Source organism: Brevibacillus sp. FSL K6-6036 (assembly GCF_037964015.1).
GTDB classification, from domain to species: domain Bacteria; phylum Bacillota; class Bacilli; order Brevibacillales; family Brevibacillaceae; genus Brevibacillus; species Brevibacillus borstelensis.
The window spans coordinates 2,455,361-2,479,993 of the sequence record NZ_CP150173.1; the positions used below are offsets into that span (position 1 = coordinate 2,455,361).

The following is a 24,633-nucleotide window of genomic DNA, read 5'->3' on the forward strand; positions in this document are numbered from 1 at the left end:
AAGTCAAGCCTGATACAGGCAGGAGGTTATTTGTGAACATCCAAATCGACGCGGTCATTTTGGCTGCCGGCTCGTCCTCCCGGATGGGCAGGCCAAAACAATTGCTCCCTCTCTCGGGTATGTTTCTGCTTGAACATGTGATCCATCAAGTGGCGGACTTTCCCTTTGCCCGTATTTTTACCGTAATCGGGCATCGGGCGGACTTGATTCAGGAGAAGATTCACATCGCAGACGACAGGTTTCAGTGGCTGATCAACCGTGACTATCAAGCGGGGCAGGGAACATCACTGGCTCTTGGACTCAGGCAAGTGACCGGTACACATCCGGCAGCCATGGTGTTTCTGGCAGACACTCCTTTTCTTCGGGAAGAGACGGTCCGCACGATCATAGAGTGTGGTCAGGAGCAGCTGCAGCAGGCCCCTGATCCATTCATGGTTCAGCCATACTTCGGAGATACCCCTGGACACCCGGTATTTTTTGGACACCTGGAAAATGGGCTGGAGTCGGTTGGGCCAGGCGATCGGATCGGGCAGAGGCTTGGGGAACAAATCAGACGTGTTCCGGTGCAGGTCGATGACCCGGGTATTTGCTTTGACATCGACACGCCGGAAGCGTATGAGCGAGCGGTCAAAATAGCGGCATTGAATAATGAGAAGCACGCGAATTTACATGGGGGTGAAGAAACCGATGAATCAGTTGCAGACGCGATACGAATACGGCGGGGATGAATTTGTCTTTGTCCAGCTTTCCGAGGAGATGAGTCTGGAGGCGAATTTTAAAGGTATGGCCATCACCAGGGAGTTGAAGCAGCGCGAGCTTCCCGGGATTGTAGATATTTGTCCGGCGAATGCCTCCTATATGGTGCGCGTCGATCCAGACGTGCTGCATCCGGAGGAGCTGATCAAGGAGCTGAAGGATATCGAGCAAAAGATGGCCGATCTGGACCACATTACGATTGCTTCCCGATTGGTGGATGTTCCCGTGCTGTTCGAAGACCCGTGGACACATGAAGCGGTCATGCGTTTTCGCGATCGGCACCAGGACCCGGAATCGACTGATCTGGAATATTCCGCCCGAGTGAACGGCTACGACAGTAAAGAAGCGTTTATCGAGGCGATCACGAGCGCTCCCTTTCTGGTCTCCATGATCGGATTTGTCCCCGGTCTGCCCTGGTGTTTCCAGATGGTCGCCCGGGAAAAGCAGATCGAGGTGCCGAAATACGTTCGTCCGCGCACGTTTACGCCGGAGCGCACGTTTGGCTTTGGCGGAGCGTTTGCCGTGATCTACCCGGTGCAGGGAGCAGGCGGGTATCAGATGTACGGGATTGCCCCTGCGCCGATTTATCAAAAGGAACAAACGCTGCCGGACTTCCGTGACTCGATGGTGTTCCCGCAGCAAGGGGACATTTTCCGTTACAGGAGTATTACGCGGGAAGAGTACGACCAGATCCGCAGCGAAGTGGAGAATGGTACCTTTGTCTACCGGAAAAAAGACTTTTCCTTTACCCCGCAAGAGGTTTTGGAAGACCCGGACGCATTCTCGGAAATGGTGCTGAGGAGGTTGTACCATGATTAAGGTAATCAAGCCTGGCTTGCAAACGACCGTACAGGATCAGGGGCGCATCGGCCTCTATGAGATCGGCATGCCACCATCCGGCGCCATGGATAAGTTCTCTTACACGGTTGGCAATCTGCTGGTCGGTAATCAGCGGAATGCAGCCGCTTTGGAAATCACGTACCTCGGTCCGGTCCTGCAGTTTGGACGAAAACTGCGAATCAGTATCACAGGCGGAAATATCCCGCCCAAAATCAACGGACAGCCGGTGGCGATGTGGGAAACGCTCGAAGTGCAGGAAGGAGATACGCTGTCGTTTGACTTTGTACAGTCGGGAGCGAGAACATACCTCGCCGTGGAAGGCGGCATTGACGTGCCGGTTGTGATGAATTCCCGCTCTACCTACACCTTGATCGGGATCGGCGGCTTTCAGGGCCGTGCGCTCGCGGAAGGCGATGAGCTTGCGGTGGGAGATATGCATGAAAAAAAGGTGCCGGTAGGAACGAGGATTGATCCTTCCCTCATCCCGGTGTTTCAGAAAACACATGAGATCCGCGTCGTCGTCGGACTCTGCAGCTATCGTTTGACAGAAGAGAGCAAGGCGGTCTTTCTGGAAAGCGAGTGGACGGTTACGCCGGAAGCCAACCGGATCGGGTATCGGCACAAGGGAGAGCGCCTGAAGTTTGTCGAGCGGCAGCAGCCGTTCGGGGCAGGCAGCAACCCTTCCAACGTGACGGACCTGGGCTATCCGATCGGGTCGATTCAAGTGCCGGACGGGGTAGAGCCGATCGTGCTTCTGCATGATGCGGTTACCGGCGGCGGATATGCGACCATTGCCACAGTGATCAGTGCTGACTTGAACCGGATGGCGCAGATCAAGACAAATGAAAAGGTAAAATTTGTTTCCGTTACGCTGGAAGAAGCGATAGGTGCAAGACGAAATCTCCGCGACCAGTTAATGAAAATTGCCGATGCGATCTGATAATGAACAAAAAGGAGGACTTGTCATGAGTGATAAAAAAGCGATTCTTTCCCCGCTTCCCGGTGTGTTTTACCGCAAGCCGAGCCCCGAATTGCCCGATTACGCCAAGGAAGGGGATGTCATCAAAGCAGGAGATGTCGTCGGATTGATCGAGGTCATGAAAAACTTTTACGAGATCAAGGCGGAAGAGGATGTCCTCATTGAGCAGTTCGTGGTCGAGAACGAAACAATCGTCGATGCCGGCCAGGAGCTTGTTCTGGTAAAAAGCCAGGCGTCTTGATCGGAATGCGGACCCATAGGCTTGTTTTCTGAGCGGGATATAGAACGTGGGAAAGGGGGATCTATCGTAGATGAGAGTAGACCTCAATTGCGACATGGGAGAGAGCTTTGGTCTCTATCAGCTTGGACAAGATGAAGAAATGATGAAGTACATCTCCTCGGCAAATATTGCCTGCGGCTTTCACGCCGGCGATCCGCACGTCATGAGACGGACTGTGGAGCTTGCCAAGGCGAACGGAGTCGGGATTGGCGCTCACCCCGGGTTTCCAGACTTGATGGGTTTTGGGCGAAGATATATGAAATGCACACCGGAGGAAATCCGCGATTACGTCATGTATCAAACCGGAGCCCTGCGAGAATTCGCTGCATGGACAAAGACTGAGCTGCAGCATTGCAAACCCCACGGCGCCCTGTTCATGATGGCGATGGAAGATGAGCAGATTGCCAGAGCTATTCTGGAAGGTCTGGCCGCTCTCTCCGAAAAGATGATTGTCTTTGCGTTAAACGGTTCGGCAGTGGAGGAAGTGGGACGGCAGATGGGCATGCCAATCGCCCGGGAGGTGTACGCCGATCGGGAGCACACAGCCAATGGCTCCATTGTTCTCACTCGCCGGGGGCCTTCGATTACAGACAAGGAGGGAATGGCCCGTCGCGTCGTCCGCATGGTCACAGAAGGCCGGGTCCTGACGCCGGATGGCGAGGATGCTGAAATCAAGGCTGACACGATCTGTATCCACGGCGACACGCCTGGTGCAATCGATCTGATCAAGGAAATTCGTGCGGCGTTTGAACAGGCCGGGATTGAAGTGACACCGGTACGGGATTTGCTGTTTCATTAAAGAACGATTTCAGAAGGTCGATATCTTTTCATGGGGCAGGAAGCTGATCGGAGGAAGAACCGGTCAGCTTTTTCTATGTTGGACAGCATATTTCAAAAGTGAAAGAACGGAGAAGGTGTGGTAAAATGTAAAATGAGTGAAAAGTCGGAAAAGTAAAAATAATCGTCCGGAGGGGTCCTTGTGCTCGTTTGGAAAGATGTTTTACAAAAGGTTTCCGCACCAATTTCGAAAGACCGGACTTTGCAAGAGGCGATACTCGCCATGGAAGAACAAAAGGGAGAGCTGCTTTTCGTCAGCAGCGAAAACGATGAGATCATCGGGTATGTGGACAAGGATTCTCTGTTGAAACAACTGCAGAGCCAACAGTCGTTGCAAGGGAAAATTGCGTATCGGGCTGATATGGTGAAGGTGCCGGAAGAAGGGGCCATTTCGTTTTATCACAACATCTCTGTCGTACTCGGGGTTAATGAATCCGGAGCGATTACGGGCTATACGACAGCCAGGGATACAAAGAATCTGTTGAATGTATACAAGCTCCAGCAGGTAAACCGCATCTTTGACAGCTCCGGGATCGGAATTATCACGACCGATTCCGATTTTGAAATCACTTTCATGAATGAAACTGCGGAACAAATCCTCGGCCTTCCCAAACACGTCCTTCTCTATCGCAACTATAAAACGCTGATCACGGTCGAAAGAGATCTCGATGAAGTGCTGACCGGGAAACAAATGGTAATGGTCGAGTGCTCGATCAATTTTAAACGGACAAGCGGCAATATTTCCCCGTTGTATGAAAACGACAAGATTATCGGGATCGTTCACCTCTTCTCCAATCGGGAGAAGCTCGGGGATGCCGTCAACGAGCTCGAGTTTCTCCGCAATTTCAACGATGACTTGAAAGCTGTGTATTCATCGACGAACAAGCAGATTACCGTCGTCAATCGGGCAGGAACCATCATTCGCGTGGCGGGTACTTTTTTGCAAGGGTTTTGGCAGCAGGAGCCAGCAGAAAAACTGATCGGGAAAAACGTCTATGAGCTGGAAAAGGAAGGCGCCTTTTCTCCCAACATCACCGATTTGTGCCTTGCCCAAAAGAAGCGTTTGTCGCTGATCCAGGAGGCGAAAAACGGGAAAAAAGTCTGGTCGGTGGCGACGCCAGTCTTTCACGGAGACAAAATCGAGAAAATCGTGATTCTGTCGGAGGACATTACGAGCATTCACGAGCTGCGCGCCGAGCTGGAAATGGCCAAAAAGCAATCAGAGGAATACAAGCAGGAGCTGGACCAGCTATTGACACAGAAACATGACGGTCAGCGCAAGCTCATCTTTCGCTCGCAAGTCATGGAACGGTTGGTTGACGAGTGCAGGCATATCGCCAAAGTGGATTCGACCGTGCTGTTGTCCGGCGAGTCCGGTGTCGGCAAGGAGGTCTTTGCCAAAGCCATCCACGAGTACAGTCACAGACACAACGAGCCGTTCATTCGGGTAAATTGCGGCGCGATACCGGAAACCTTGATGGAAAGCGAGCTGTTTGGTTACGAAAAAGGAGCGTTTACTGGCGCAGACCAGCGGGGAAAGCCGGGACTGTTTGAGCTTGCTCACAAAGGAAGCATCTTTTTGGATGAAGTAACCGAGTTGCCTTACAACATGCAGGTAAAGCTCTTGCGTGTCCTGCAGGAAAGAGAGATGATGCGGGTCGGCGGCACCCGGACAATTTCCATCGATGTGAGAGTGATTGCGGCCACGAACCAAAATATTCACGAGCTGGTACGGAAAAATTTATTCCGCGAAGACTTGTACTACCGCTTGAACGTCATTCCCATCGATATTCCGCCCCTTCGCCAGCGTACTCTGGACATCATTCCGTTGTCCGTCCATTTTTTGCAGGTTTACAACCAAATGTACAAGCTGGACAAGGTATTGACCAAGGAAGCGCTGCATGTCCTGGAGGGATACCACTGGCCCGGGAATGTTCGGGAGCTGCAGAACATGATCGAGCGTCTGGTGGTGACGGCGAGGGAGGAGCATATCAGTGCCCGCGATGTGCTGTCCAACCTGTACGAAAGCAAGCCGCGCGATCAGGAGAAAAAACCGATCGTCCGTGAGATTATTCCTTTGAAAGAGGCGGTCGAGGAAGTAGAGACGCAGCTGATCAGTCTCGCCTTGCAAAAGTACGGGACCGCTGCCAAGGTCGCCCAGATTCTGGGCGTCAGCCCCGCGACCTTGAGCAGACGGATGCAAAAGCTGCTTTCCTGAAAGGAGGGGTGACGATGTTCACACTGCCCGAGACGAGATTCGACTTTGGCGGAGATGAATACATCTATGCGGAAATTTCCCGAGACATGAGCGAAGAGAGCAACTTCAAAGCACTGGCGATCACGAGCGAGCTGCGAAGAAGGCAAATCCCGGGCATTCTTGACATCTGCCCATCCAATTCTTCGTACCTGATCCGTTTTGATCCGGAAGTGATCCCGGCAGCGAATTTGCTCGATTATTTAAAGGAAATCGACATGACCAAAAGCAACCCTGCCGCTTTGAATCTCGAAGTCCGTATCGTCGAGATTCCAATCTGGTACGACGATCCGATCACGAGGGAGTACAGCAGACGCTTTCAAGAGCGCAACATCATCAAAGAAAACATCAGCAACTTTGAGCTCGTGATGAAGCTGAACGGCTTCAAGGAAAAGGAAGCCTTTATCGAGGCGCATTCCCGCAGTCCATACTTAATCTCGATGATGGGCTTTATTCCGGGAACCGCATGGGAGTACCCGCTGGGCCTCAGGAAGGATCAGATCATCCAGACACCCAAATACGCAAGTCCGCGGACGGATAGGCCCGGAAGAGCTGTCGGCCTCGGAGGAGCCTTTACGGTGATTTATCCGCTGTCCGCTCCGGGCAGCTACCAGCTGATCGGAATGGCCGCGGTGCCAGTCTTTGATCAGTCAGGCAAGCTTGAGGATTTGCGCGACTCGGTTTTCCTGGCCAGGCCCGGTGACATCTGGAAGCATCACCCGGTTGAAGAGCGGGAGTACAAGCAGATTCTTTCGCAAGTAGAAGCCGGGACGTACCGTTACCGGATGAAATACGTCGATTTTTCCCCGGAGGAATACTTCGCGAAAAGAGAAGCGTACATCAAGCAAGTAATGGAGGACTTTTAATATGCTGCGGATCAGGGATGGCGGCTTGCAGACACTGGTTCAGGATATGGGCAGAAAGGAGTTTTATCATCTGGGGGTGCCGCCTTCGGGAGCCGCTGACAAATACTCCTATGTACTGGGCAATATTTTGCTGGGGAATCCGCATGATTACGCCGCCTTGGAAATTACGCTGCTCGGTCCGGTGATTGAATTTTGCAAAAGGACGGTAATCGCCATAACGGGAGCTCCATGCGAGGTGAGGCTCAATGAGCAGCCGGTGCCGATGTGGGAATCGCTGGTGATCCAGGAAGGAGATATGCTCGCATTTCGGATGACCACGCAGGGAGTCAAAACCTATCTATGCGTATCCGGAGGCATTCAAGTGCCGGATGTCCTCGGCTGCAAGTCGACCTATGTGCTTAGTCAATTAGGCGGCTTTCACGGCAGAAAGCTGCAGGCGGGCGACGAGGTGCAGATCGGAGAGCCTTTGCCCGGCGTTTTTCACCAGGTTGGCCGGCGAATTCCCGACGAATACATCCCTGCATTTTCGAATGAGATGGACATCCGGGTGGTGGTGGGCTTATCCAGCTACCGCTTGAGTGATGAAGGGATAAAAACATTTCTCAACTCGGAGTGGCAGGTGGGGCTGGAGTCAAATAATATCGCCTACCGATATACAGGGGCCACCGTATCGTTCAAACCGTTCGATCCGCCGTTTGGAGCGGGAAACAACTCATCCAATGTCGTCGATATCGTCTACCCTATTGGCGCGATCATGGTGCCAAACGAAAAAGAATTGATCCTGCTTTTGCGCGATGCGACAACAGGAGGGGGCTTTGTCACGATCGGAACGGCCATCAATGCTGATCTCGACTTGATCGCCCAATCCAGGCCCAATACGAAAACGCGTTTTTTGGCAGTCACCGTGGACCAGGCAATCGAAGCGAGGTTGTCCAAAAAGCGAAAAATTTTGGCCGTGCAAGAGCTGCTCCGTTAAAACCACGTTTTTGCCAGAGGACATTAGGACTGGCGGACGACATGAATAATCGGTATAATATGATTATTCCAACTATTATTTAGGTGCTTCTTGCCCTACGCATTTCGGCAGTCTTTCATGGCAACAGCCGTCTGCAAACCGTGATGGCGACAATGGCGTCAAAGTCTCGGGGAGAAGGACGGAAAATGGGCGGCCACGATCCATCTCATGTAAAGGGGGAGGAGAATTGCGTCAGCGCTACAAAATACTGGTCATCGACGATGAGCCGATCACCCGGATGGATATCCGGGAAATGCTGCAAGAAGTAGGCTATGACGTTGTAGCGGAAGGCAGAAATGGTAAAGAAGCGATCGAATTGACGCAAAAGTGGAAGCCCAATCTCATTATTATGGACGTAAAAATGCCGATCATGGACGGCCTGAAGGCGACGAAAATAATTCGGGACACCTCAAACTCGGCTGTTCTGCTTCTCACGGCCTACAGCCAAAGAGAAATGCTCGTCGAGGCAGAGAGGGCCGGCGTTTGCGGCTATCTGGTCAAGCCGGTTTCCGAAGAAGAGCTGCTGCCTGCTGTAGAGATGATGATTGATCGTCACAGACAGGCAGAGGCGTGAGCATTCACCTGCGAACCGTAAAGTTGATATTGGAAAAGCGACGGCGCTTTGAGTGGGGACAACCATGTTGTCCTGTATTCAAGGCGCTTTTTCTTTTTGTACTGCCCATGAATAAAGACCGCTTGCCAGTCAAGCGAGGGAGGAACGAGATATGAAGTTGTCTTGCGTAATCCGGAAGCAGCACTATCAATTTTCATCTGTCAAAGATGTTTTGGCCAAAGCAAGCGAGGAGAAGTCGGGTGACCAAATGAGCAGGATCGGCGCCCAGTCGGCCCTGGAGAGGATGGCAGCCAAAGTAGTGTTGAGCGAGATGCTGCTATCTGACATCTATGAAAATCCCGTTATTGCCTATGAAGACGATGAGGTCACACGCATTATTTACGACGATCTCAATTTGTCCGTCTACAATGAAATCAAGCATTGGACAGTGGGTGAACTGCGCGATTACATTTTGTCTCGAAAAGCCCGCATGCCAGAGCTGACCAGGCTTAGCCGCGGACTTACCAGCGAGATGATAGCGGCGGTAGCCAAGCTGATGTCCAGCATTGATCTGGTCATGGCTTCTCAAAAGATGAGGTACCAGGCCTATTGCAACACATTGATTGGAGAGCCGGGGCGCCTTGCCTTCCGCTGTCAGCCCAATCATCCGATCGACGACCCGGAAGGCATCCTCGCCTCGATCAAAGAGGGGCTCTCCTACGGATCAGGCGATGCAGTCATCGGAATCAATCCGAATAACGATTCGGTTGAAAGCGTTACCAAGCTGCTCGTCATGTCGCATGAATTCATTCAACGCTGGCAAATCCCGACGCAAAACTGCGTACTGGCTCACATTACTACGCAGATGCAGGCTCTCCGGAACGGCGCTCCTATCTCGCTGATGTTTCAAAGCCTGGCCGGTTCGCAAAAGGCAAATGAGGCCTTCGGTGTCTCCAAAGAAATTTTGGACGAGGGCATGGAGCTGATGCTTCGCTACGGAACGGCGACCGGTCCCAATGTGATGTATTTTGAAACAGGGCAAGGGTCTGAGGTATCTTTGGATTCACACGAAGGAGTCGATATGCAGACATTGGAATCTCGAACCTATGGTTTTTGCAGGCACTGGAAGCCGTTTATGGTGAATAACGTTTCCGGCTTTATCGGTCCGGAGACGCTGTATGACGGCAGGCAGATGATCCGGGCGGATCTGGAGGACTTGTTTATGGGGAAAATGCACGGACTGCCGATGGGCATCGCTCCCACCTATACGAATCACATGTACGCAGACCAAAATGATCAGGAAATTGCCGGCATGTTGACTGCTTTGGCAGGGGCGAATTTTTACATGGGCGTGCCCGGGGGAGATGACGTCATGCTCAGCTACCAGGATACGAGCTATCACGATGACGCGAGCCTGCGGGAAATACTCGGGCTGAGGCCGTTGCGGGAATTTGAACAATGGCTGGAAAAGATGGGGATCATGGAGGACGGCAGGTTGACTGAGTATGCAGGAGATCTGACGATTTTTGATTAGAGTGGCGGGAGGCGAAGAAACATGAAGCAGGTTAATCTTGATGAGCTTGTCGATCGCGTGTTGGTTGAGCTGGCAAAGCAGAGTTCCTCGTCGGCAAAAAAAGAGCCACTTCAGGCGGGGGCTCATTCAAGTGATCCCATATACTTTCCGGAGGACAAAGAAATGGGGGTCGAGAAGCCGAAGGACCGGGAGTCGCTGGAAAGAGCGATGAGTCGGACACCTGCACGTATCGGGATCGGCCGCGCGGGAACGAGAATGAAAACGCGGAGCTACCTGCAATTTCGGATTGATCAGGCAGCAGCCCGAGACGCGGTGACGAAGGATATCGGCGAAGATCTTCTGCGTGAGTTGGGTCTGCCCATCTTGCAGACGAAATCTGCCGATATGCAGGAATACCTCATGAATCTGGAATCGGGGCGCAGACTATCCGATGAATCCGTGCGATGGCTGGAGCAGAACGGGGATAAAGGAAAGGATGTGCAAATCGTCGTATCCGATGGACTCAGCACATCGGCGATCGAAGCGAATATTCCCGATCTGCTTCCCGCCCTCCTGCAAGGTTTGGCTTTGCGCAACATTAGCACGGGAAAACCTGTATTTGTAAAACGGGGACGGGTCTGGGTACAGGATCAGATCGCCTCTATCGTCAAGTGCAAGGCGGTCATATCGCTGATCGGCGAGAGACCTGGACTTGCTACCGCGGAGAGCCTTAGCGCTTATATGATCTATCAGCCAAGTGCACAGACAGTGGAATCTGACCGGACGGTTATTTCCAATATCCATCGAGGGGGGACGCCGCCGATCGAGGCTGGGGCCTATCTGGCAGAGCTGCTCGATGATATTCTGCGTTATCAGGCAAGCGGCGTGACTCTTGCCAGGTTGAGATCAAGATAAGCTGGGGCGAGCCACTGGGGCTGAGACAGATGAGAAGATGAACCAGATGAAATGACTGAGCGGGTGAAAAAGACGAAATAGATGAAATGACTGAACAGAAGAATTGACAGAACAGTTGAATTGACAGAACGAATGAACCAACTGGATGCGGAAGGGCGGTTGCAGAAGCAAACCGACCCGAAACCAAATGACAGAGGAAAATGAGGAAAGAAGCATGCCTCTGCTGCGGACAAGAGCGGAGATATGTTTCTTTTTTCATGGTCGCAATGATATAATGATAGGCGCCCTGATGTACGTGCCCTCTGTTTTCCACTTAGGAACAAAGGGCGTTTCGCTGCGTCCGGGCTGCGGGATACAGGGTTGAGCGACCGGTTTCCTCGTATTTCTTGAAAGAAGGGAAGATTCGTATGAAACGCTGCATGTTTCTCCTGTTTTCACTGTTCGTGGCGATCAGCCTGGCGGGATGTGGGGAGGGTAGCCAACCGGCGAAACAATCCGAGCAAGCATCCACACAACAACCACCTTCTCAAAGTACAGAGGCAAAGAGCGAAAAAGCAACAAGCTATCCCTTGACAATAAAGGATTCTACCGGTCAAGAGCTGACTTTTGCCAAGGCGCCGGAGCGGATCGTCTCTGCCTCGCCAGCTGAGACGGAAATCCTGTTTGCGCTTGGGCTCGGCGATAAGGTCGTCGCTGTTTCCGATTACGACGACTACCCCGAGGAGGCAAAATCGAAGCCGAAGGTGGGCGGGGTTCTCTCGCCTAATGAAGAAGCGATCCTCGCACAAAGCCCGGATCTCGTCGTTGGCGGTATTTCCATGAAAGAGGATGTCGTCACAAAATTGCGGTCCCTGGACCTGCAGGTCATTACGCTGCGTCCGAAAGTGGTTCAGGATATCATGGAAAACATTTTGCTTTTGGGACAAATTACAGATCATCAAGTTCAAGCGGAAGAACTGGTTTCCCGGATGAAAGCCGATATCGGCAAGGTGACAGACGCTGTCAAAGATTTGAAGCCGGAAGAAAAGAAGAAGGTGTATTTGGAGTTTTCAGCAGGGTGGACAGTCGGGAAGGGCGAGTTCCTGGACGAGTTGATCACGATGGCAGGAGGCATCAACATCGCCTCCGACACCCAGGGCTGGAACCCGGTCAGCGAAGAAAAAATTGTGAAGGAAGATCCGGATGTGATCTTGTTTGCGCAAGGCTTCACAGATGAAAAGACAGGCGAAACGTTGGACCAAACCATTCGGAAAAGAAGCGGCTGGGACAAAATCAAAGCGATCCGGGACAACCAGGTGATCGGCTTGGACCATAATATTCTGTCCCGACCAGGTCCGCGCATCACACAGGGATTGTACGAAATGGCCAAAGCCATTTATCCGGAGCGGTTGAAATAAAATGAAAGCACGCTTCCTGTTGTTCGGAGGGGCAGGTGTACTGCTCCTCTTTCTGTCTGTCGGCATGAGTCTTTCGCTGGGCTCGGCAGAACTGCCGCTCACACAGGTCTGGGGCATTCTCCTGCATAAGCTGCCGGGAATTGGGACATTGATAACTGTCCAATGGCCGGAGTCTGCCGAGCAAATCGTCATGAAGGTTCGTTTTCCCCGCGTTCTGCTGGCTGTATTGGTGGGGGCTTGCCTTTCATTGGCCGGGGCGGGCTTTCAAGGGATATTGCGCAATCCGCTGGCTGATCCGTACACGCTCGGGGTCGCATCCGGCTCTGCGATCGGAGCGGCGACGCTTATTTTATTTGGATGGCAGTTCAGCTTGCTCGGTCAGTGGTCCGTTCCGCTCGCTGCCTTTACGACGGGTCTGATCAGCTTGTGGCTGGTAATCAGGCTGGCGCATTCACAAGGCAAAATACATATTGAAACGCTGATCTTGTCAGGTGTCGTTGCTCAGGCGTTTCTCGGGTCGATTGTCTCCTTTCTCGTCTCCCTGTCTGACCAGGTCGTCAATGAGATCGTCTTTTGGCTGATGGGAAGCCTGGCTTTCCGCGGGTGGTCTTTCTCGGTCGTATTGCTTCCCTGTCTGTTTCTCGGTCTTATCATTCTGATGGGGTATGGACGGACGTTAAATTTGTTCGCTCTCGGCGAGAGGCAAGCGGCGCATCTCGGTGTGCAAGTGGACCGTACGAAGCTGGTTGTACTCACAGTGTCGACCCTGCTGACAGCCGTAGCGGTATCCGTATCGGGAATTATCGGATTTGTCGGACTGGTTGTACCGCATCTGGTGAGACTGATGGCCGGACCTGATTACCGCCTGCTGCTGCCTATGTCAGCGCTCTACGGGGGAATCTACGTACTGTGGGCCGATACTCTGGCCCGTAAGCTGCTCAGCCCGACAGAAATACCGTTGGGCGTCGTGACGGCTTTTCTGGGTACACCTTTCTTCGCTTATTTGCTGCGGAAAAAACAGCGTGCCGGAAAGGAGGGAGAAGCTTGATTCGCGTCGTGGATGTGTGGAAGTCATACAACGGCAAGTCCGTGCTGCAGGACATCGCCTTTGAAGTGAAGCCGGGCGAGTTTTTCGGGATTATCGGTCCAAACGGGAGCGGCAAGTCTACCCTTCTAAAGCTTCTGTCTGCCGTGGAGGCGGCTGATCGCGGACAAATCTGGCTGAGGGGAAAACAGGCCGAAGCGCATCAGCGCAAGGACTTGGCTGCGTGGCTGGCTGTCCTGCAGCAGGAGCCGTTGCCCTCTATCGGGTTCAGTGTAAGAGAGGTCGTGGAAATGGGCAGGTTTCCGTATCAAAGCTGGCTTGGGACGGAACGGGGAGACTCGGCTCCGCTGATTGATGGCATTTTGCAGACGCTGGGTCTGACGGAATTGCAGCATCGGACATTGGAAAAATTGAGCGGCGGGGAAAAACAGCGCGTCGGACTGGCCAAGGTGATGGCTCAAGAGCCAGAGCTGCTGCTGCTGGATGAGCCGACCACCTTCCTGGATATCGGCTATCAAATCCAGTTGATGGACACCGTTCACCGTTGGCAAAGGGCGGAGCAGGCAACAGTAGTTGCGGTACTGCATGATCTGAATCTGGCTTCTCTGTACTGTGACCGGATTCTCCTGCTGGACAAGGGACGGCAGATCGGGGTAGGAAAACCCGGCGAGCTGCTTCGCGAGGACTTGATTTATGAGGTTTACGGGATCAGACCTATCATTCTCGACCACCCGTTCCATCATTTGCCCCAGATGCTGCTCCGATCTGCAAAAGATTCATAAATCGAGCCGGCGTCTGCTTTTTTCAGACAAGGAGGCTGTACGATGATTTCATTGATAACCGGAGGCGTCAGAAGCGGAAAGAGCAGGTTTGCGGCGAGCTATGCAGCCCATCTGGGGCAGAGTGCGTTGTACGTAGCAACCGCCACGATTGGCGATGAAGAGATGCGGCAGAGGATTGAGCAGCATCGGGCGGAGAGAGCGCGCTCAGCATTTCCGTGGCTGACAGTGGAAGAGCCGTTCGATTTGTGCGGCCTTTTGGACAAATGGAAGGGCGAGCCTCCTATTATTAACCGGGAAACAGTGATACTCGTAGATTGTCTGACGCTTTGGCTGTCAAATTGGCTGCTTCGGTATGAGCACGAACGGCCGGTGGAGAACGTCACTCGCCTGATCGGAGAATTGACGGACACAGTAAAGACCTTCCCCGGTACGGTCTTGCTCGTGTCCAATGAGGTAGGGTACGGCGTCGTCCCGGACCATTTGCTGGGGAGACAGTTTCGAGATTTGGCGGGTATTCTTAATCAGCAGGTAGCCAGCATCAGTGACCAAGTATTTTTGGTCACAGCAGGAATCCCGATCGAGATAAAAAGCCGGGCGTATCGCTTCGATACGGGCTGTCAATAGCCACCATTTAGATGGAGCGGCATGTATTTTTTGAAGGCGAAAGGCCTACCTGAAAAAACGGGTAGGCCTTTTTCCTGTACCTTATTTGAACACGTTCCAGGTAAGCGGAGGAAGCATTCTCATATCTCTCATCATCGAGGAACTGCAGATGGGGCAGGTCGGCTCTTTTTCAAAGGTTAGATTTTCCCTCATCCAGCAAGAGCAATCATCCTTGCTGCAGGTCCAAATGGCCGTTTCCTCTTCCACCACGGGCTCCTGATTTCTTTTTGAATACAACTGCAAACACCTCCAGCTTGTTTCCGTAGCAATGCAGCTTGAAACACTCATTTTCCGGTCGATTTCTAATCTTTCTCCGGTGGTGTTCTAGTACTCCCTATACTATATGACAATCTCTGTATTTTATTCAGGAAAAATGGTAAATACAGCGTGGTTCACTTCGGCGGAAAGCTTGCATAAACTGCAATAGTTATCGTACGGCGTAAATTCGGAGAACCACATGGATGGTTGAGAAATAAGGGAGGAATGAATGTGCCTGGAATAAAAGTCGCGATAGTCGGGGTCGGAAACTGTGCCTCTGCTCTGTTGCAGGGGATTACCTATTACAAGCACAGGAGCATCGGAGAAGATGAGGGGTTGATCCACCGCTCGATCGGCGGGTATCTCCCTGGAGATATAGAGGTTGTCGCAGCATTTGATGTCGATAGTCGCAAGGTGGGAAAACCTCTGCACGAAGCTGTTTTCGCTCCTCCCAACTGCACCAATGTGTTTGTGCGAGAAATCGACCAATCACCCGTTATGGTCAAAATGGGCCATCTCCTCGACGGCATGTCTCAGCACATGCACATGTATCCGATGGAAAAACGGTTTCACTTGTCAAACGAGCCCGCGTGTGATGTTGTCGAGGAACTGAAATCCAGCGGTGCGGAGATGGTCATCAACTTTCTTCCGGTCGGGAGTTTGGAAGCCAGCAAATTCTATGCAGAGGCAGCGCTTGAGGCAGGTGCAGGTTTTATCAACTGTATACCAGTCTTTATCGGATCGGACCCTGTTTGGGTGGAGAAATTTGAAAAAGCCGGGCTTCCGATTATTGGCGATGATATCAAGTCCCAGGTAGGGGCCACCATTATCCATCGCGTCCTGACGAGGCTTTTTGCCGAACGAGGTGTCAAGATTGACCATACGTACCAAATCAATATCGGAGGCAACACCGACTTTTTAAATATGCTAAATCGCGATCGGGTGACAATGAAACGAGTGTCAAAAACCGAAGCGGTCCAATCCCAATTGGAAACGCCTCTCCATGAGGAAGATATCTATATCGGTCCCAGCGACTATATAAGCTGGCTTCAGGATAATAAAGTCTGTTATGTCCGGATGGAAGGAACCCAGTTCGGGGGAAACAAAATCAGTGTGGAATTGAAACTTTCGGTCGAAGATTCGCCAAACAGCGCAGGGGTTGTGATCGATCTGATCCGCTGCTGCAAACTGGCGTTAGACCGCGGGATAGCGGGGGCATTGACCTCTGTCGCCGCCTATACGATGAAACATCCGCTCGTGCAGTATACAGACGAAGCAGCCCGCAGCCTTTTGGAAGCTTTCATCGAGGGGAAAGAAGACCGTTAGTGAAAATGCCTCTCCAGCCAATTACCGGAGGGGCATTTTGATTGATGCAGACAAAGGACAGTCGCCGTTTCCAATCCGGAGCAGGCTTAATATGATGAAAAAGATAACAGGGAATCACGCAAGACTTTTGCCTACAGTCAGGTGTGCCATTACGTGCCAACTATAGGTGTCACGATTCTGGACGGGCAGTTGGCATTTATACAAGAGCGCTGGCAAGTGAAAACAGGAAGGCAAAGCGGTGTTTTCGGGGAAGGAGGAGGAGATCCGTGAAAGGCATGATACTCGCTGGAGGAAAAGGAACCCGGCTGTACCCGCTAACGAATGTTGTCAATAAACATTTACTGCCGGTCGGAACATTCCCTATGATCTTCCATCCCATCTACAAATTAAGGCAAGCGGGTATCACCGACATCTTGATCATTACGGGAAAAGAAGATTTGGGCTATTTTTCGCGGCTTCTCGGGAGCGGAAACGAGTTTCAGGTCCGTTTCACCTACCGTGTTCAAGACCGGCCGGGTGGCATAGCGGAAGCAGTCAGCCTGGGAAAAGAATTCGTGGGCGATTCCCCCTTTGTCGTCCATCTCGGTGACAACCTGTTTCAAGCCGAGTTGGCCCCTTTTATCCATCAATTTGCCAAGGGGCGGGAAAAAGCGCACCTCCTGTTGGCGGAAGTAGCTGATCCCCAACATTTTGGCGTTGCAGAATTCGAGGGACAGCGTTTAATAGCGATCGAAGAAAAGCCGGTCAACCCGAAATCTCCATTTGCGGTAACCGGCATTTACATGTACCGACCAGACGTATTTGACATCATCGAGAAAATCCATCCCTCCTCGAAAGGAGAGCTGGAAATAACAGATGTGAATAACCTCTTTATTTCCGCGGGAGAAGCCACCTATCATATCTTGCCCGGCTGGTGGGAGGACGCAGGGACGCTGCAGTCCTATCACCGTGTGAATCAACGGCTCCAATCCGTGAACCTTTTTTCCAGCTCCAGCACCAGGCCCTTTAATGAATAGTGGACAAATGCTCTTTCTCTCGCATACGTGCTCATTCTCTGCCACTCGATGGGATCACTCAAGAGCGTAGTCACCGTATCCGCGAATGTCTGATAGAAGCATGAATCATAATCAGGCAATGTATAAATCAATTTCCCGGTCTTGCCGTCTTGGACTGTAGTGGAAAGGGCGCCCTGATTGGTCGCGATGGTCGGTGTTCCTGCTGCCTGGCACTCCATGGAAGCCAAGCAAAACATCTCATAGGGACCGTCGCAGGGGTATATATGAATCATGCTTGTTTTTTGCTCATGGACCAATTGCTGCTGCGAGACTTTTCCCAAATAGGTAACGCCCTCCATTCCCTTAAACAATTCGCGATACGGTTCTGTTTCAGGCTTGAATCCCCATAAGCTGTAATCCATGGTGATGACGAGCGATACATCAGGTATCTTTTTTTTGATCAGGGAAAAAATCTGCGGAACATGCCTCAATCCGCGGTCAGGAGCTGAACAGAATATGAGTTTGTTTTTTGTTTTCGGGAGGCAATCCCAGTAGTCTTCTGTCTGTATCCCGAGGCGGGCCTCGTATATCTTGCTTTTGTCGATGTGAAAAATATTGCTCATCATTTTCGTATGGAATGGACTGATGGTGATGACTTTGTCAATAAAGGGAAGGTCTTTTTCGACCGTATTGTCACCGGGATCGATGCACCAGTGAAGCTTGCATGCCGCATTTACTCCGCTACTGGGCAATGCGCATCTGTAACTGACAAACACATCCCAGAATTGGTCGCTCCTATACGTTTGATAGTTGCGGTAGGTGACGCCGTTGTATCGGCCCTCTTTGGTTGTGCTGTTGAAAACAGTCACCTCGTGGCGCTTTGCCAGTTCTCGAGTCATTCTGATAAGCGTCGATTGAGATCCACCGACCCCTTTATTTTCAAGATCATTGTCGTTCCAATCAAATGACGAATCGTAATAAAACGCAATTTGCATAGACATCACGATCCTCTTACTCATTGTTTTGCCGCTTCTAACAGCATATGAATGGAGCTAGTACGCTTTTCCAACAGTTTCTGACGATTGTAGGGGCGAAGAAGTCCCGTTCGTCATAAATTGCGGGTGTGTGGAATATTTCAATACCAATGCTGCAACCTGCATGAGTTCTGTCCCTTCATGGGGGACCGTACATCAAAGGGGATCATGCCAGCCCAGAACACCGCCAGCATGGCCCAAATAATTTGACTGAGGATCAGGGAGGAACACGATGCCAAAAGCTCTAATCACCGGAATCACCGGATTTGCCGGAAGCCACCTCGCAGAATGGTTGTTAGCGAACAAAAAGGATATGGAAGTATACGGTACCTATCGACTCAGGAGCAGAATGGATCACATCAAGCATATCCAGGATGACATCCATATGGTCGAATGTGAGTTGAAAGACCCGCGCTCCGTTGATGAGATGATCAAAGCGGTTAAACCCGATTACATTTTTCATCTGGCCGCTCAAAGTTTTGTACCGACGTCATGGAATGCACCGGCGGAAACGTTAATCGTCAATCAAATTGGTCAAGTGAACCTTTTTGAGGCTATACTAAAGCATCAACTGGATTGCACCGTTCAAATCGCTTGTTCCAGTGAAGAGTACGGGCAAGTATATGCGCATGAAGTCCCGATTAAGGAGGATAACCCGCTCCGTCCACTAAGCCCTTATGCCGTAAGCAAAGTAGGGCAGGATTATTTGGGCTATCAGTATTACCAGAGCTACGGTCTCAAAACGATACGTACCCGAACCTTCAATCATACAGGCCCGCGTCGAGGCGAAGCGTTTGTGACTTCCAACTTTGCCAAGCAAATTGCAGAGATCGAGAAGGGGATCAAACCTCCTGTTCTGTACGTTGGCAATCTTCAGGCGAAAAGGGACTTCACGGATGTCAGAGATGTCGTCAGAGCCTACTGGCTGGCCGTGGAAAAAGGTGTCCCGGGCGAGGTGTACAACATCGCGTCGGGAGTTACCTACACGATTGAGGAAATGTTGAATAAGCTTCTTTCACTGAGCCAGGCAGCCATTACCATTACGCCAGACCCAAGCAGAATGAGGCCATCTGACGTTGAAATCCTGCTTGGGAATTACGACAAGTTTCATCAACAAACGGGATGGAAACCGGAAATTCCTTTTGAGCAAACCTTGAAAGATCTGCTCGATTACTGGCGTGCCCGCGTATGACCGCGAAATGCTGATCGAAAAATTGGATGGGAAAACAGAAGTAGGGGGGGGAGAATTTCCCTCTCTTTTTTTGTTGATAGGCGGATGAGAAGCGACAGGGACATCAGGAGCGACAGGGCTTGTGCCCTCAAAAGGAACAATCGCCCCGCAAAAACTTACCTGGTTCGTTTCCGCCTGCTGATCAAAGCCGAGAGCATCGGGATGCAAAAAAACCGCCTCTGAAAAGGCGGTTCCGCACAACAAGCATCGTCAGTTTCACTTTGGTTCTCCCGCCTATTTGCAATAAAGCGGCGATGGTTGATGCATCCAAACGGGTTTACTGTTCGGCGGGGACCGGGGTCCTTCTGCTTATACAAGCTACCTGCTTGGGGCCTTGCTATATTCAGGAGGAGGCTTCAATCGCTTTGTTCAGTTGTTCGATATACTGTTCGACAGAATGGCACCTCGATACGTACTCTTTGGCTTTCCGTGACATCCCTTGGCGGAGGTCTGGGTCTTGATAGAGCTTCAGCATTGCGGCAAACAGTGGCTGGTCGTCAGGCAGGGGCGACGGTACCTTGAGGACCACCTCGTCGGAAATCTCGCGAAAGGATCCGATATCGGAGACGATCGATGGAATCCCCAGGCTTAGCGTATCCAGCAATGTAGCGGAGGACTCGCCGCAAGTAGGATAGCGCAAATTGATGACGGCATCTGCTTGGGATAACTGCTGATAGTACTCCTCATTTGGCAAGTAACCGAGGAAGGTCACGTGCGATTGCAGCTTGAGCGATGTGACCAGACTTTTCAAGGTATTGGCGTAATCGGAGTCAAAGCTTCCGACAATTCGGTATTCTACGTTGTCATGCCCTTTGCTCACAAGCATTTTGATGCAGCGGATAGCTGACTCCAGACGCTTGTGCGGGCCGGAAAAGCCGAAACTGGCAAAAACGAACCGGTTGTTGCGATTCTTTGGCGATTGGAAAGGCATACTGGCGGGGAGACGGGCCATAATTACGGATTCGACCCCGTCATTGACCAGAGCGTCGTAACAATAGCGATTATGGACCACGACCGACTTTGCTCCGTTTATATAAAACTTATTGATGATATGATCAAATTGACTTCCCATATTTCCGCTCAGGACAGCACGGAGCAGGGAATCGTCACCGTCTTTTGCTTCTTCTTTGATCATGGTGAGGTAAGTGTCCAGATCATTTTTATCAAGCGCCCACCACTGGCCAAGCCCGTGCAAATTCAGGTCGTGAAGCACGACCACCCCATGGTATTTCCTCAGATACGGGATGATATACGCATGGTAAAAACTGTTTCCCATCTGATACAAAATCGCATCGTATTCATCCGCTTTTTCCGGGAACATGCGATGATGATAAACATTTGCTGTACGTGCAGTATCTGAAAGCTCGGGTGTGTAGCCATCGTCGATATACAGATCGCAATCGTAGTTTTTCAGCAGGGATGGAAGGATACTTGCCATATAATTGGCGATTCCGGAGTGAATCGGTGGGAGAGGTGAAAAGATTGCGATTTTTTTACGGACAACGAGCTGGTACCCATCCATTACTTTGCGTGCAACTTCGCTCCATTGGAATTGCTCTGCTCGAACAAAGCCTTTTTTGCGGTATTCGATTTGCAGGTCCGGGCTTGTTAGCATCTTGTAGATTCCGGACGCGATTTCGTCTGTGCTGTGCGGATTGATTAGATAAGCAGCATCGCCCGCAATCTCGGCCAGCGATGAATTGTTGGAAGTGACCACAGGCACGCCGCAAGCCATCGCCTCCAGTACAGGCAAGCCGAAGCCTTCGTACAAAGAGGGAAAGGCAAACAGAGCGGCCCCATTGTAAAGCTTGACTAAATCACTGTCGGGCACATAACCGGTGATAATCAAGTCGTCGGCCGTGCCGGCATTCTGCGCGACCTTCTTCAAATGTTCGACGTCAGTAGGAGAAACATCGCAGCACAGCACGAGTTGATAGGAAAAGTGTAACGCTTGGTTTGCCTTGGCAAAGCCCTCTATCAACTTGTCTGTATTTTTTCGAAAATCCATGCCGCTTGTACACATGACATACGGCTTTCTGATGCCGTAACGGGAGTTGACCTCCATTTGGTTACAGTTAGGAATGCATGTAAACTGTTCGTTCATGCCTCCCATGACTACATGGATTTTTTCAGGATCCATGCCTGCAAGCTTGACAGCATCCTGCTTGGTAGCCTCCGATATCGCAAAAATGATATCGCAGGATTTTACGAATTCCAATACATTTCGATAAAATTCGCGGTATTGCGGATTCGATAAATAGATATGCTGGTAAATCCAAGGGATCATGTCGTAGAGAGTAGCGGCAACCCTCGTTTTTCCATACCATTCTCTGTTCATCATGGCAAAATTGGTCCATTCAAACGGACTCAAAATATGGAACAGATCGATTTTATTTTGCCTGATAAAAAGCTGCAGTTGCTCCCTTAGCTGTTCGTGACTGACGCTCAGGTCCGGATAAAAATAAAAAAAAGAATGGTCTCCACTTTGAAGGGCGATATGCTCCAGCAAGCTTTTGGAATATCGACCGATTCCTCTTACATTGCTCACATTTTGTGAAAATGTCATATCGAACGCAATGTTCACCTTTGATCACTCTCTTCTGTAGAATGCAGGTTTCGTTTTTATTGATGAAACAACTCTTTTATGACTTTGCCGATGGAGGCGGGGGAGTAATGGAGATGCATATCCAAGGCGGCTTTTGTGGCAAGCTGCCTGCATCTGTCTTTGTTGACATAAGCTTCTCGCATCACCTTTCGCACTTTCCCCACGTCGACGTCCGCCCATTGATGATTCAAGTAGTATTCGGGCCTTGCGTCTTGGAGCTTTTGGTTAACGGGCACCAGCTTCTTCTCCGTTTCGATCAGAAAGCTGTTTGCATCATTCATAAACTGTGTGGATCCGCCCCAATTTAGGGCAATCGCCGGTTTGCCAAGTGCCATCGCCTCCATGATGGGCATGCCCCATCCGCAAGCGCGATCCATTGAGATGTAAACGTCACAGCTTTGGTACAAGTCGATGAGTTGGTCCGCACTAACCGCTTCGATCAGGAGGACAATCTGGTTTTTATTGCGCTTCTTAGGAATATAAGACGAGATTTCCTTGCGGACAAACTCGGGTGACTGCCCGCTGTGAATGTATACTTTCAAGATCAAGGAGACGTTTTCTTTGGACGAAAATTCTTTGCAGAAAGCCTCGATCAAAAGATCGTATCCCTTTCGAAAGTCGAACCCGAATACATATAAAAAGGTAAACGATCCAACCGAGGGTGCCGGAGCAAACTTGGTGTAGGGGCGTCCCGGAAAGTACTTGGTTACTTCGATGGGGTAAGGTACCACCCTCAACTTTGAAGGGGCTACGCCACTACGGGTAAACGTGTTGAAATTAAACCGCGACGGAACCCAGACTTCATCCATCAGATTGATCGAGGATGCCCAGCCTTCGGGTAGACGATCGGTTTCAAAAAGTGTGATGCCGATGTTTTTGACAACGTGGGGGACTTGGTAAGAAAGTCGAAAAATGTCGGGTAACCCGTGTCGGATCAACACGACCCTGTTGCCGATCTGGTCAGTGGACAAATTTTCCAACCAGCGCATGGTCGTTTCGCCGATTTCCGCGTGCTTGGGACCATAAGCGTCAATATAAACGGGAATCCCTATCGTCTCTAGCGCCCGCAAATAATTTCGCGATACATTTCCATATCCCCCCATGTCATAAACAGGGCCGATCCAGTACACCCCTGTATACTTCATGTACAACTACATCCCCTTTGTCAGTCGCTAGCAATTGCGTTATTAACAAGTATATAAAGGACGGACAGGGAGTGTGTTGGGTACGTGTATCAAAATGGCAAAAATTAAGGCTTGCAATCAGGCTCGCTATCCGTGATGGTTGCGTAAAACCTTGATTTCAGACCGTGCATATATTACAGCGATGCTTCCTAGAGTCTTAATGTTTGGAAGGGGGGACGCCTAATGGGGATTATCGGACATGACACCCTGCCTTTTTTCATTTACCAGAACAAGCAGCTTACGTACAATCCAATCCACTTTCAGAACTTTTCCGAAAGAGCGGTTGAAGTCCCAATCGCTATTGATTTTCTTAAACGGATAGGAAAGGAGAAGCGAATTCTCGAGGTAGGCAACGTCTTGTCGAATTATGCTCCACTGCTCTCCCAACATCCAGAGATCGGCGAGATTGACGTTCTAGACAAATTTGAAAAGGGACCTGGAATCATGAACGTCGATTTGATGGATTTTAACGAAAAATACGACGCGATCGTATCGATCTCTACAGTAGAGCATATCGGGCAAAATGCGTATGGAGAACACAGCTCTGGTGACCGGGAAGCACCGCTGAAAGCGATCTTGAAAATTTATAACTTGCTTCATCCGGGGGGAAAAGCGTTGATTACCGTTCCCTTTGGTAAGCTGATGGACATGGGGTGGTTGATACAATTCAGCAGTGAATACGTGGCTCTTCTCGTTGACAAATACGGCATCCCGCGGGAAGCGTTATCGATGAGTTTTTTAAAAAAACTGGATGCTGATACATCCGTAACAATTTGCCAGCAAGTCTGGATTCAATGTGAGGAGCGGGAGCTGGAAAACACGTATTTTCAAAGTCCGTTCCCGTTTGCGAACGGAATTGCCGTGATCGAACTGGACAAAGTGGCAGAAACGAGAGCTGTCATTCAAGGTCGGCCAGAGCCGTTGCACTACCGTTCGCCGGTTAATATCCCAAACTACTATTACACTCCTTTTTACAAATTGTTTCCATACGATCTGAACGGGTGGTTCGTAGTGGATCAACCTGGCCTCGCTTTCTACGGGCCATTTATAAACTTGCCACGTCAGGTATATCGATTTGAAGTATGTATTGAAATGAAAGGAGAAGGGGAATTCACGCTGTATATTATGTCAGACTCGGGCAAGAAAGTACTGTGGGAGAGGAGACTGTCCAAATCCTCCGTGATTAGGGATCTGATTTATTTGAACCATGAGGAAAAAAATGTGGAAGTCCGCTTGCATAAACACGATCCCACAAGTTGTACGATTCGCATTCCCAACATGTTCCTGTCACAACTATAATTGAGG

The 24,633-nt window shown here is 50.8% G+C and carries 23 protein-coding genes; 19 read left to right on the top strand and 4 right to left on the bottom strand.

All coding sequences use genetic code 11. The annotated features are described in order from the left end of the window. Positions 1–32: 32 nt before the first annotated feature. From NST37_RS12310 to cobU, 15 genes are all read left to right on the top strand, one after another. Complete coding sequence (locus NST37_RS12310; protein WP_327927086.1) at positions 33–728, top strand: nucleotidyltransferase family protein; 696 nt, start codon at positions 33–35, stop codon at positions 726–728. After that, on the top strand, positions 688–1,575 hold the full coding sequence (locus NST37_RS12315; RefSeq protein ID WP_003386899.1) for a carboxyltransferase domain-containing protein: 888 nt from the start codon (positions 688–690) through the stop codon (positions 1,573–1,575). Before NST37_RS12310 ends, NST37_RS12315 begins: the two co-directional genes overlap by 41 nt. Beyond that, complete coding sequence (locus NST37_RS12320) at positions 1,568–2,536, top strand: biotin-dependent carboxyltransferase family protein (RefSeq protein ID WP_003386898.1); 969 nt, start codon at positions 1,568–1,570, stop codon at positions 2,534–2,536. Before NST37_RS12315 ends, NST37_RS12320 begins: the two co-directional genes overlap by 8 nt. Before the next feature lie 25 nt (positions 2,537–2,561). Further along, positions 2,562–2,816: an acetyl-CoA carboxylase gene (locus tag NST37_RS12325; RefSeq protein ID WP_339186714.1), complete on the top strand. Its 255-nt coding sequence runs from the start codon at positions 2,562–2,564 to the stop codon at positions 2,814–2,816. Between the two features lie 70 nt (positions 2,817–2,886). Continuing rightward, complete coding sequence (locus tag NST37_RS12330) at positions 2,887–3,654, top strand: 5-oxoprolinase subunit PxpA (RefSeq protein WP_003386896.1); 768 nt, start codon at positions 2,887–2,889, stop codon at positions 3,652–3,654. A gap of 261 nt (positions 3,655–3,915) precedes the next feature. Further along, positions 3,916–5,910, top strand: coding sequence for a sigma 54-interacting transcriptional regulator (locus NST37_RS12335; protein ID WP_327956104.1), 1,995 nt, complete (start codon positions 3,916–3,918; stop codon positions 5,908–5,910). Between the two features lie 14 nt (positions 5,911–5,924). Then, on the top strand, positions 5,925–6,812 hold the full coding sequence (locus tag NST37_RS12340; protein ID WP_339186717.1) for a carboxyltransferase domain-containing protein: 888 nt from the start codon (positions 5,925–5,927) through the stop codon (positions 6,810–6,812). A gap of 1 nt (position 6,813) precedes the next feature. After that, positions 6,814–7,788, top strand: coding sequence for a biotin-dependent carboxyltransferase family protein (locus tag NST37_RS12345; RefSeq protein WP_024984776.1), 975 nt, complete (start codon positions 6,814–6,816; stop codon positions 7,786–7,788). A 226-nt stretch (positions 7,789–8,014) separates the two neighbouring features. Further along, the gene (locus tag NST37_RS12350; protein WP_024984775.1) at positions 8,015–8,401 is read left to right on the top strand and encodes a response regulator; all 387 of its coding nucleotides are present in this window, start codon (positions 8,015–8,017) and stop codon (positions 8,399–8,401) included. Between the two features lie 151 nt (positions 8,402–8,552). Beyond that, entirely contained in the window at positions 8,553–9,914 is a 1,362-nt protein-coding gene (locus NST37_RS12355) for an ethanolamine ammonia-lyase subunit EutB (RefSeq protein WP_003386889.1), read from the top strand. Positions 9,915–9,935: 21 nt separating this feature from the next. Further along, a complete protein-coding gene (gene eutC / locus NST37_RS12360) occupies positions 9,936–10,808 on the top strand; it encodes an ethanolamine ammonia-lyase subunit EutC (RefSeq protein ID WP_003386888.1) in 873 nt (290 codons plus the stop codon). Positions 10,809–11,215: 407 nt separating this feature from the next. Continuing rightward, entirely contained in the window at positions 11,216–12,205 is a 990-nt protein-coding gene (locus NST37_RS12365; protein ID WP_003386887.1) for an ABC transporter substrate-binding protein, read from the top strand. A gap of 1 nt (position 12,206) precedes the next feature. Then, positions 12,207–13,253 (top strand): iron ABC transporter permease, encoded by a 1,047-nt coding sequence (locus NST37_RS12370; RefSeq protein ID WP_339186719.1) that lies wholly within the window; start codon positions 12,207–12,209, stop codon positions 13,251–13,253. Next, a complete protein-coding gene (locus tag NST37_RS12375; RefSeq protein ID WP_003386885.1) occupies positions 13,250–14,032 on the top strand; it encodes an ABC transporter ATP-binding protein in 783 nt (260 codons plus the stop codon). Before NST37_RS12370 ends, NST37_RS12375 begins: the two co-directional genes overlap by 4 nt. A 42-nt stretch (positions 14,033–14,074) precedes the next feature. Next, positions 14,075–14,656 (top strand): bifunctional adenosylcobinamide kinase/adenosylcobinamide-phosphate guanylyltransferase, encoded by a 582-nt coding sequence (gene cobU / locus NST37_RS12380; RefSeq protein ID WP_003386884.1) that lies wholly within the window; start codon positions 14,075–14,077, stop codon positions 14,654–14,656. 81 nt (positions 14,657–14,737) lie between these two features. Here cobU and NST37_RS12385 read toward each other — a convergent pair whose 3' ends face one another. Beyond that, positions 14,738–14,983: a cold-shock protein gene (locus NST37_RS12385; RefSeq protein WP_051567420.1), complete on the bottom strand. Its 246-nt coding sequence runs from the start codon at positions 14,981–14,983 to the stop codon at positions 14,738–14,740. Between the two features lie 195 nt (positions 14,984–15,178). Between NST37_RS12385 and NST37_RS12390 the strand changes: the two genes are divergently transcribed. Together NST37_RS12390 and NST37_RS12395 are read left to right on the top strand one after the other, a co-directional pair. Continuing rightward, positions 15,179–16,279: an inositol-3-phosphate synthase gene (locus tag NST37_RS12390; RefSeq protein WP_339186721.1), complete on the top strand. Its 1,101-nt coding sequence runs from the start codon at positions 15,179–15,181 to the stop codon at positions 16,277–16,279. Between the two features lie 275 nt (positions 16,280–16,554). Further along, positions 16,555–17,295, top strand: a complete 741-nt coding sequence (locus NST37_RS12395; protein WP_194246930.1) for a sugar phosphate nucleotidyltransferase — start codon at positions 16,555–16,557, stop codon at positions 17,293–17,295. Here the strand turns inward: NST37_RS12395 and NST37_RS12400 are convergent. Continuing rightward, positions 17,235–18,275 carry a glycosyltransferase gene (locus NST37_RS12400; protein ID WP_024984772.1) on the bottom strand — a complete coding sequence of 347 codons (1,041 nt, stop codon included), beginning with the start codon at positions 18,273–18,275 and terminating at the stop codon, positions 17,235–17,237. The genes NST37_RS12395 and NST37_RS12400 overlap by 61 nt on opposite strands. Positions 18,276–18,540: 265 nt before the next feature. Between NST37_RS12400 and NST37_RS12405 the strand changes: the two genes are divergently transcribed. After that, complete coding sequence (locus NST37_RS12405; RefSeq protein WP_003386877.1) at positions 18,541–19,500, top strand: GDP-mannose 4,6-dehydratase; 960 nt, start codon at positions 18,541–18,543, stop codon at positions 19,498–19,500. A gap of 382 nt (positions 19,501–19,882) precedes the next feature. Here NST37_RS12405 and NST37_RS12410 read toward each other — a convergent pair whose 3' ends face one another. Then, the gene (locus NST37_RS12410) at positions 19,883–22,123 is read right to left on the bottom strand and encodes a glycosyltransferase (protein ID WP_031933319.1); all 2,241 of its coding nucleotides are present in this window, start codon (positions 22,121–22,123) and stop codon (positions 19,883–19,885) included. A 38-nt stretch (positions 22,124–22,161) separates the two neighbouring features. Then, entirely contained in the window at positions 22,162–23,289 is a 1,128-nt protein-coding gene (locus NST37_RS12415) for a glycosyltransferase (protein WP_024984768.1), read from the bottom strand. 222 nt (positions 23,290–23,511) lie between these two features. Between NST37_RS12415 and NST37_RS12420 the strand changes: the two genes are divergently transcribed. After that, a complete protein-coding gene (locus NST37_RS12420; RefSeq protein WP_024984767.1) occupies positions 23,512–24,627 on the top strand; it encodes a hypothetical protein in 1,116 nt (371 codons plus the stop codon). Positions 24,628–24,633 lie beyond the last annotated feature (6 nt).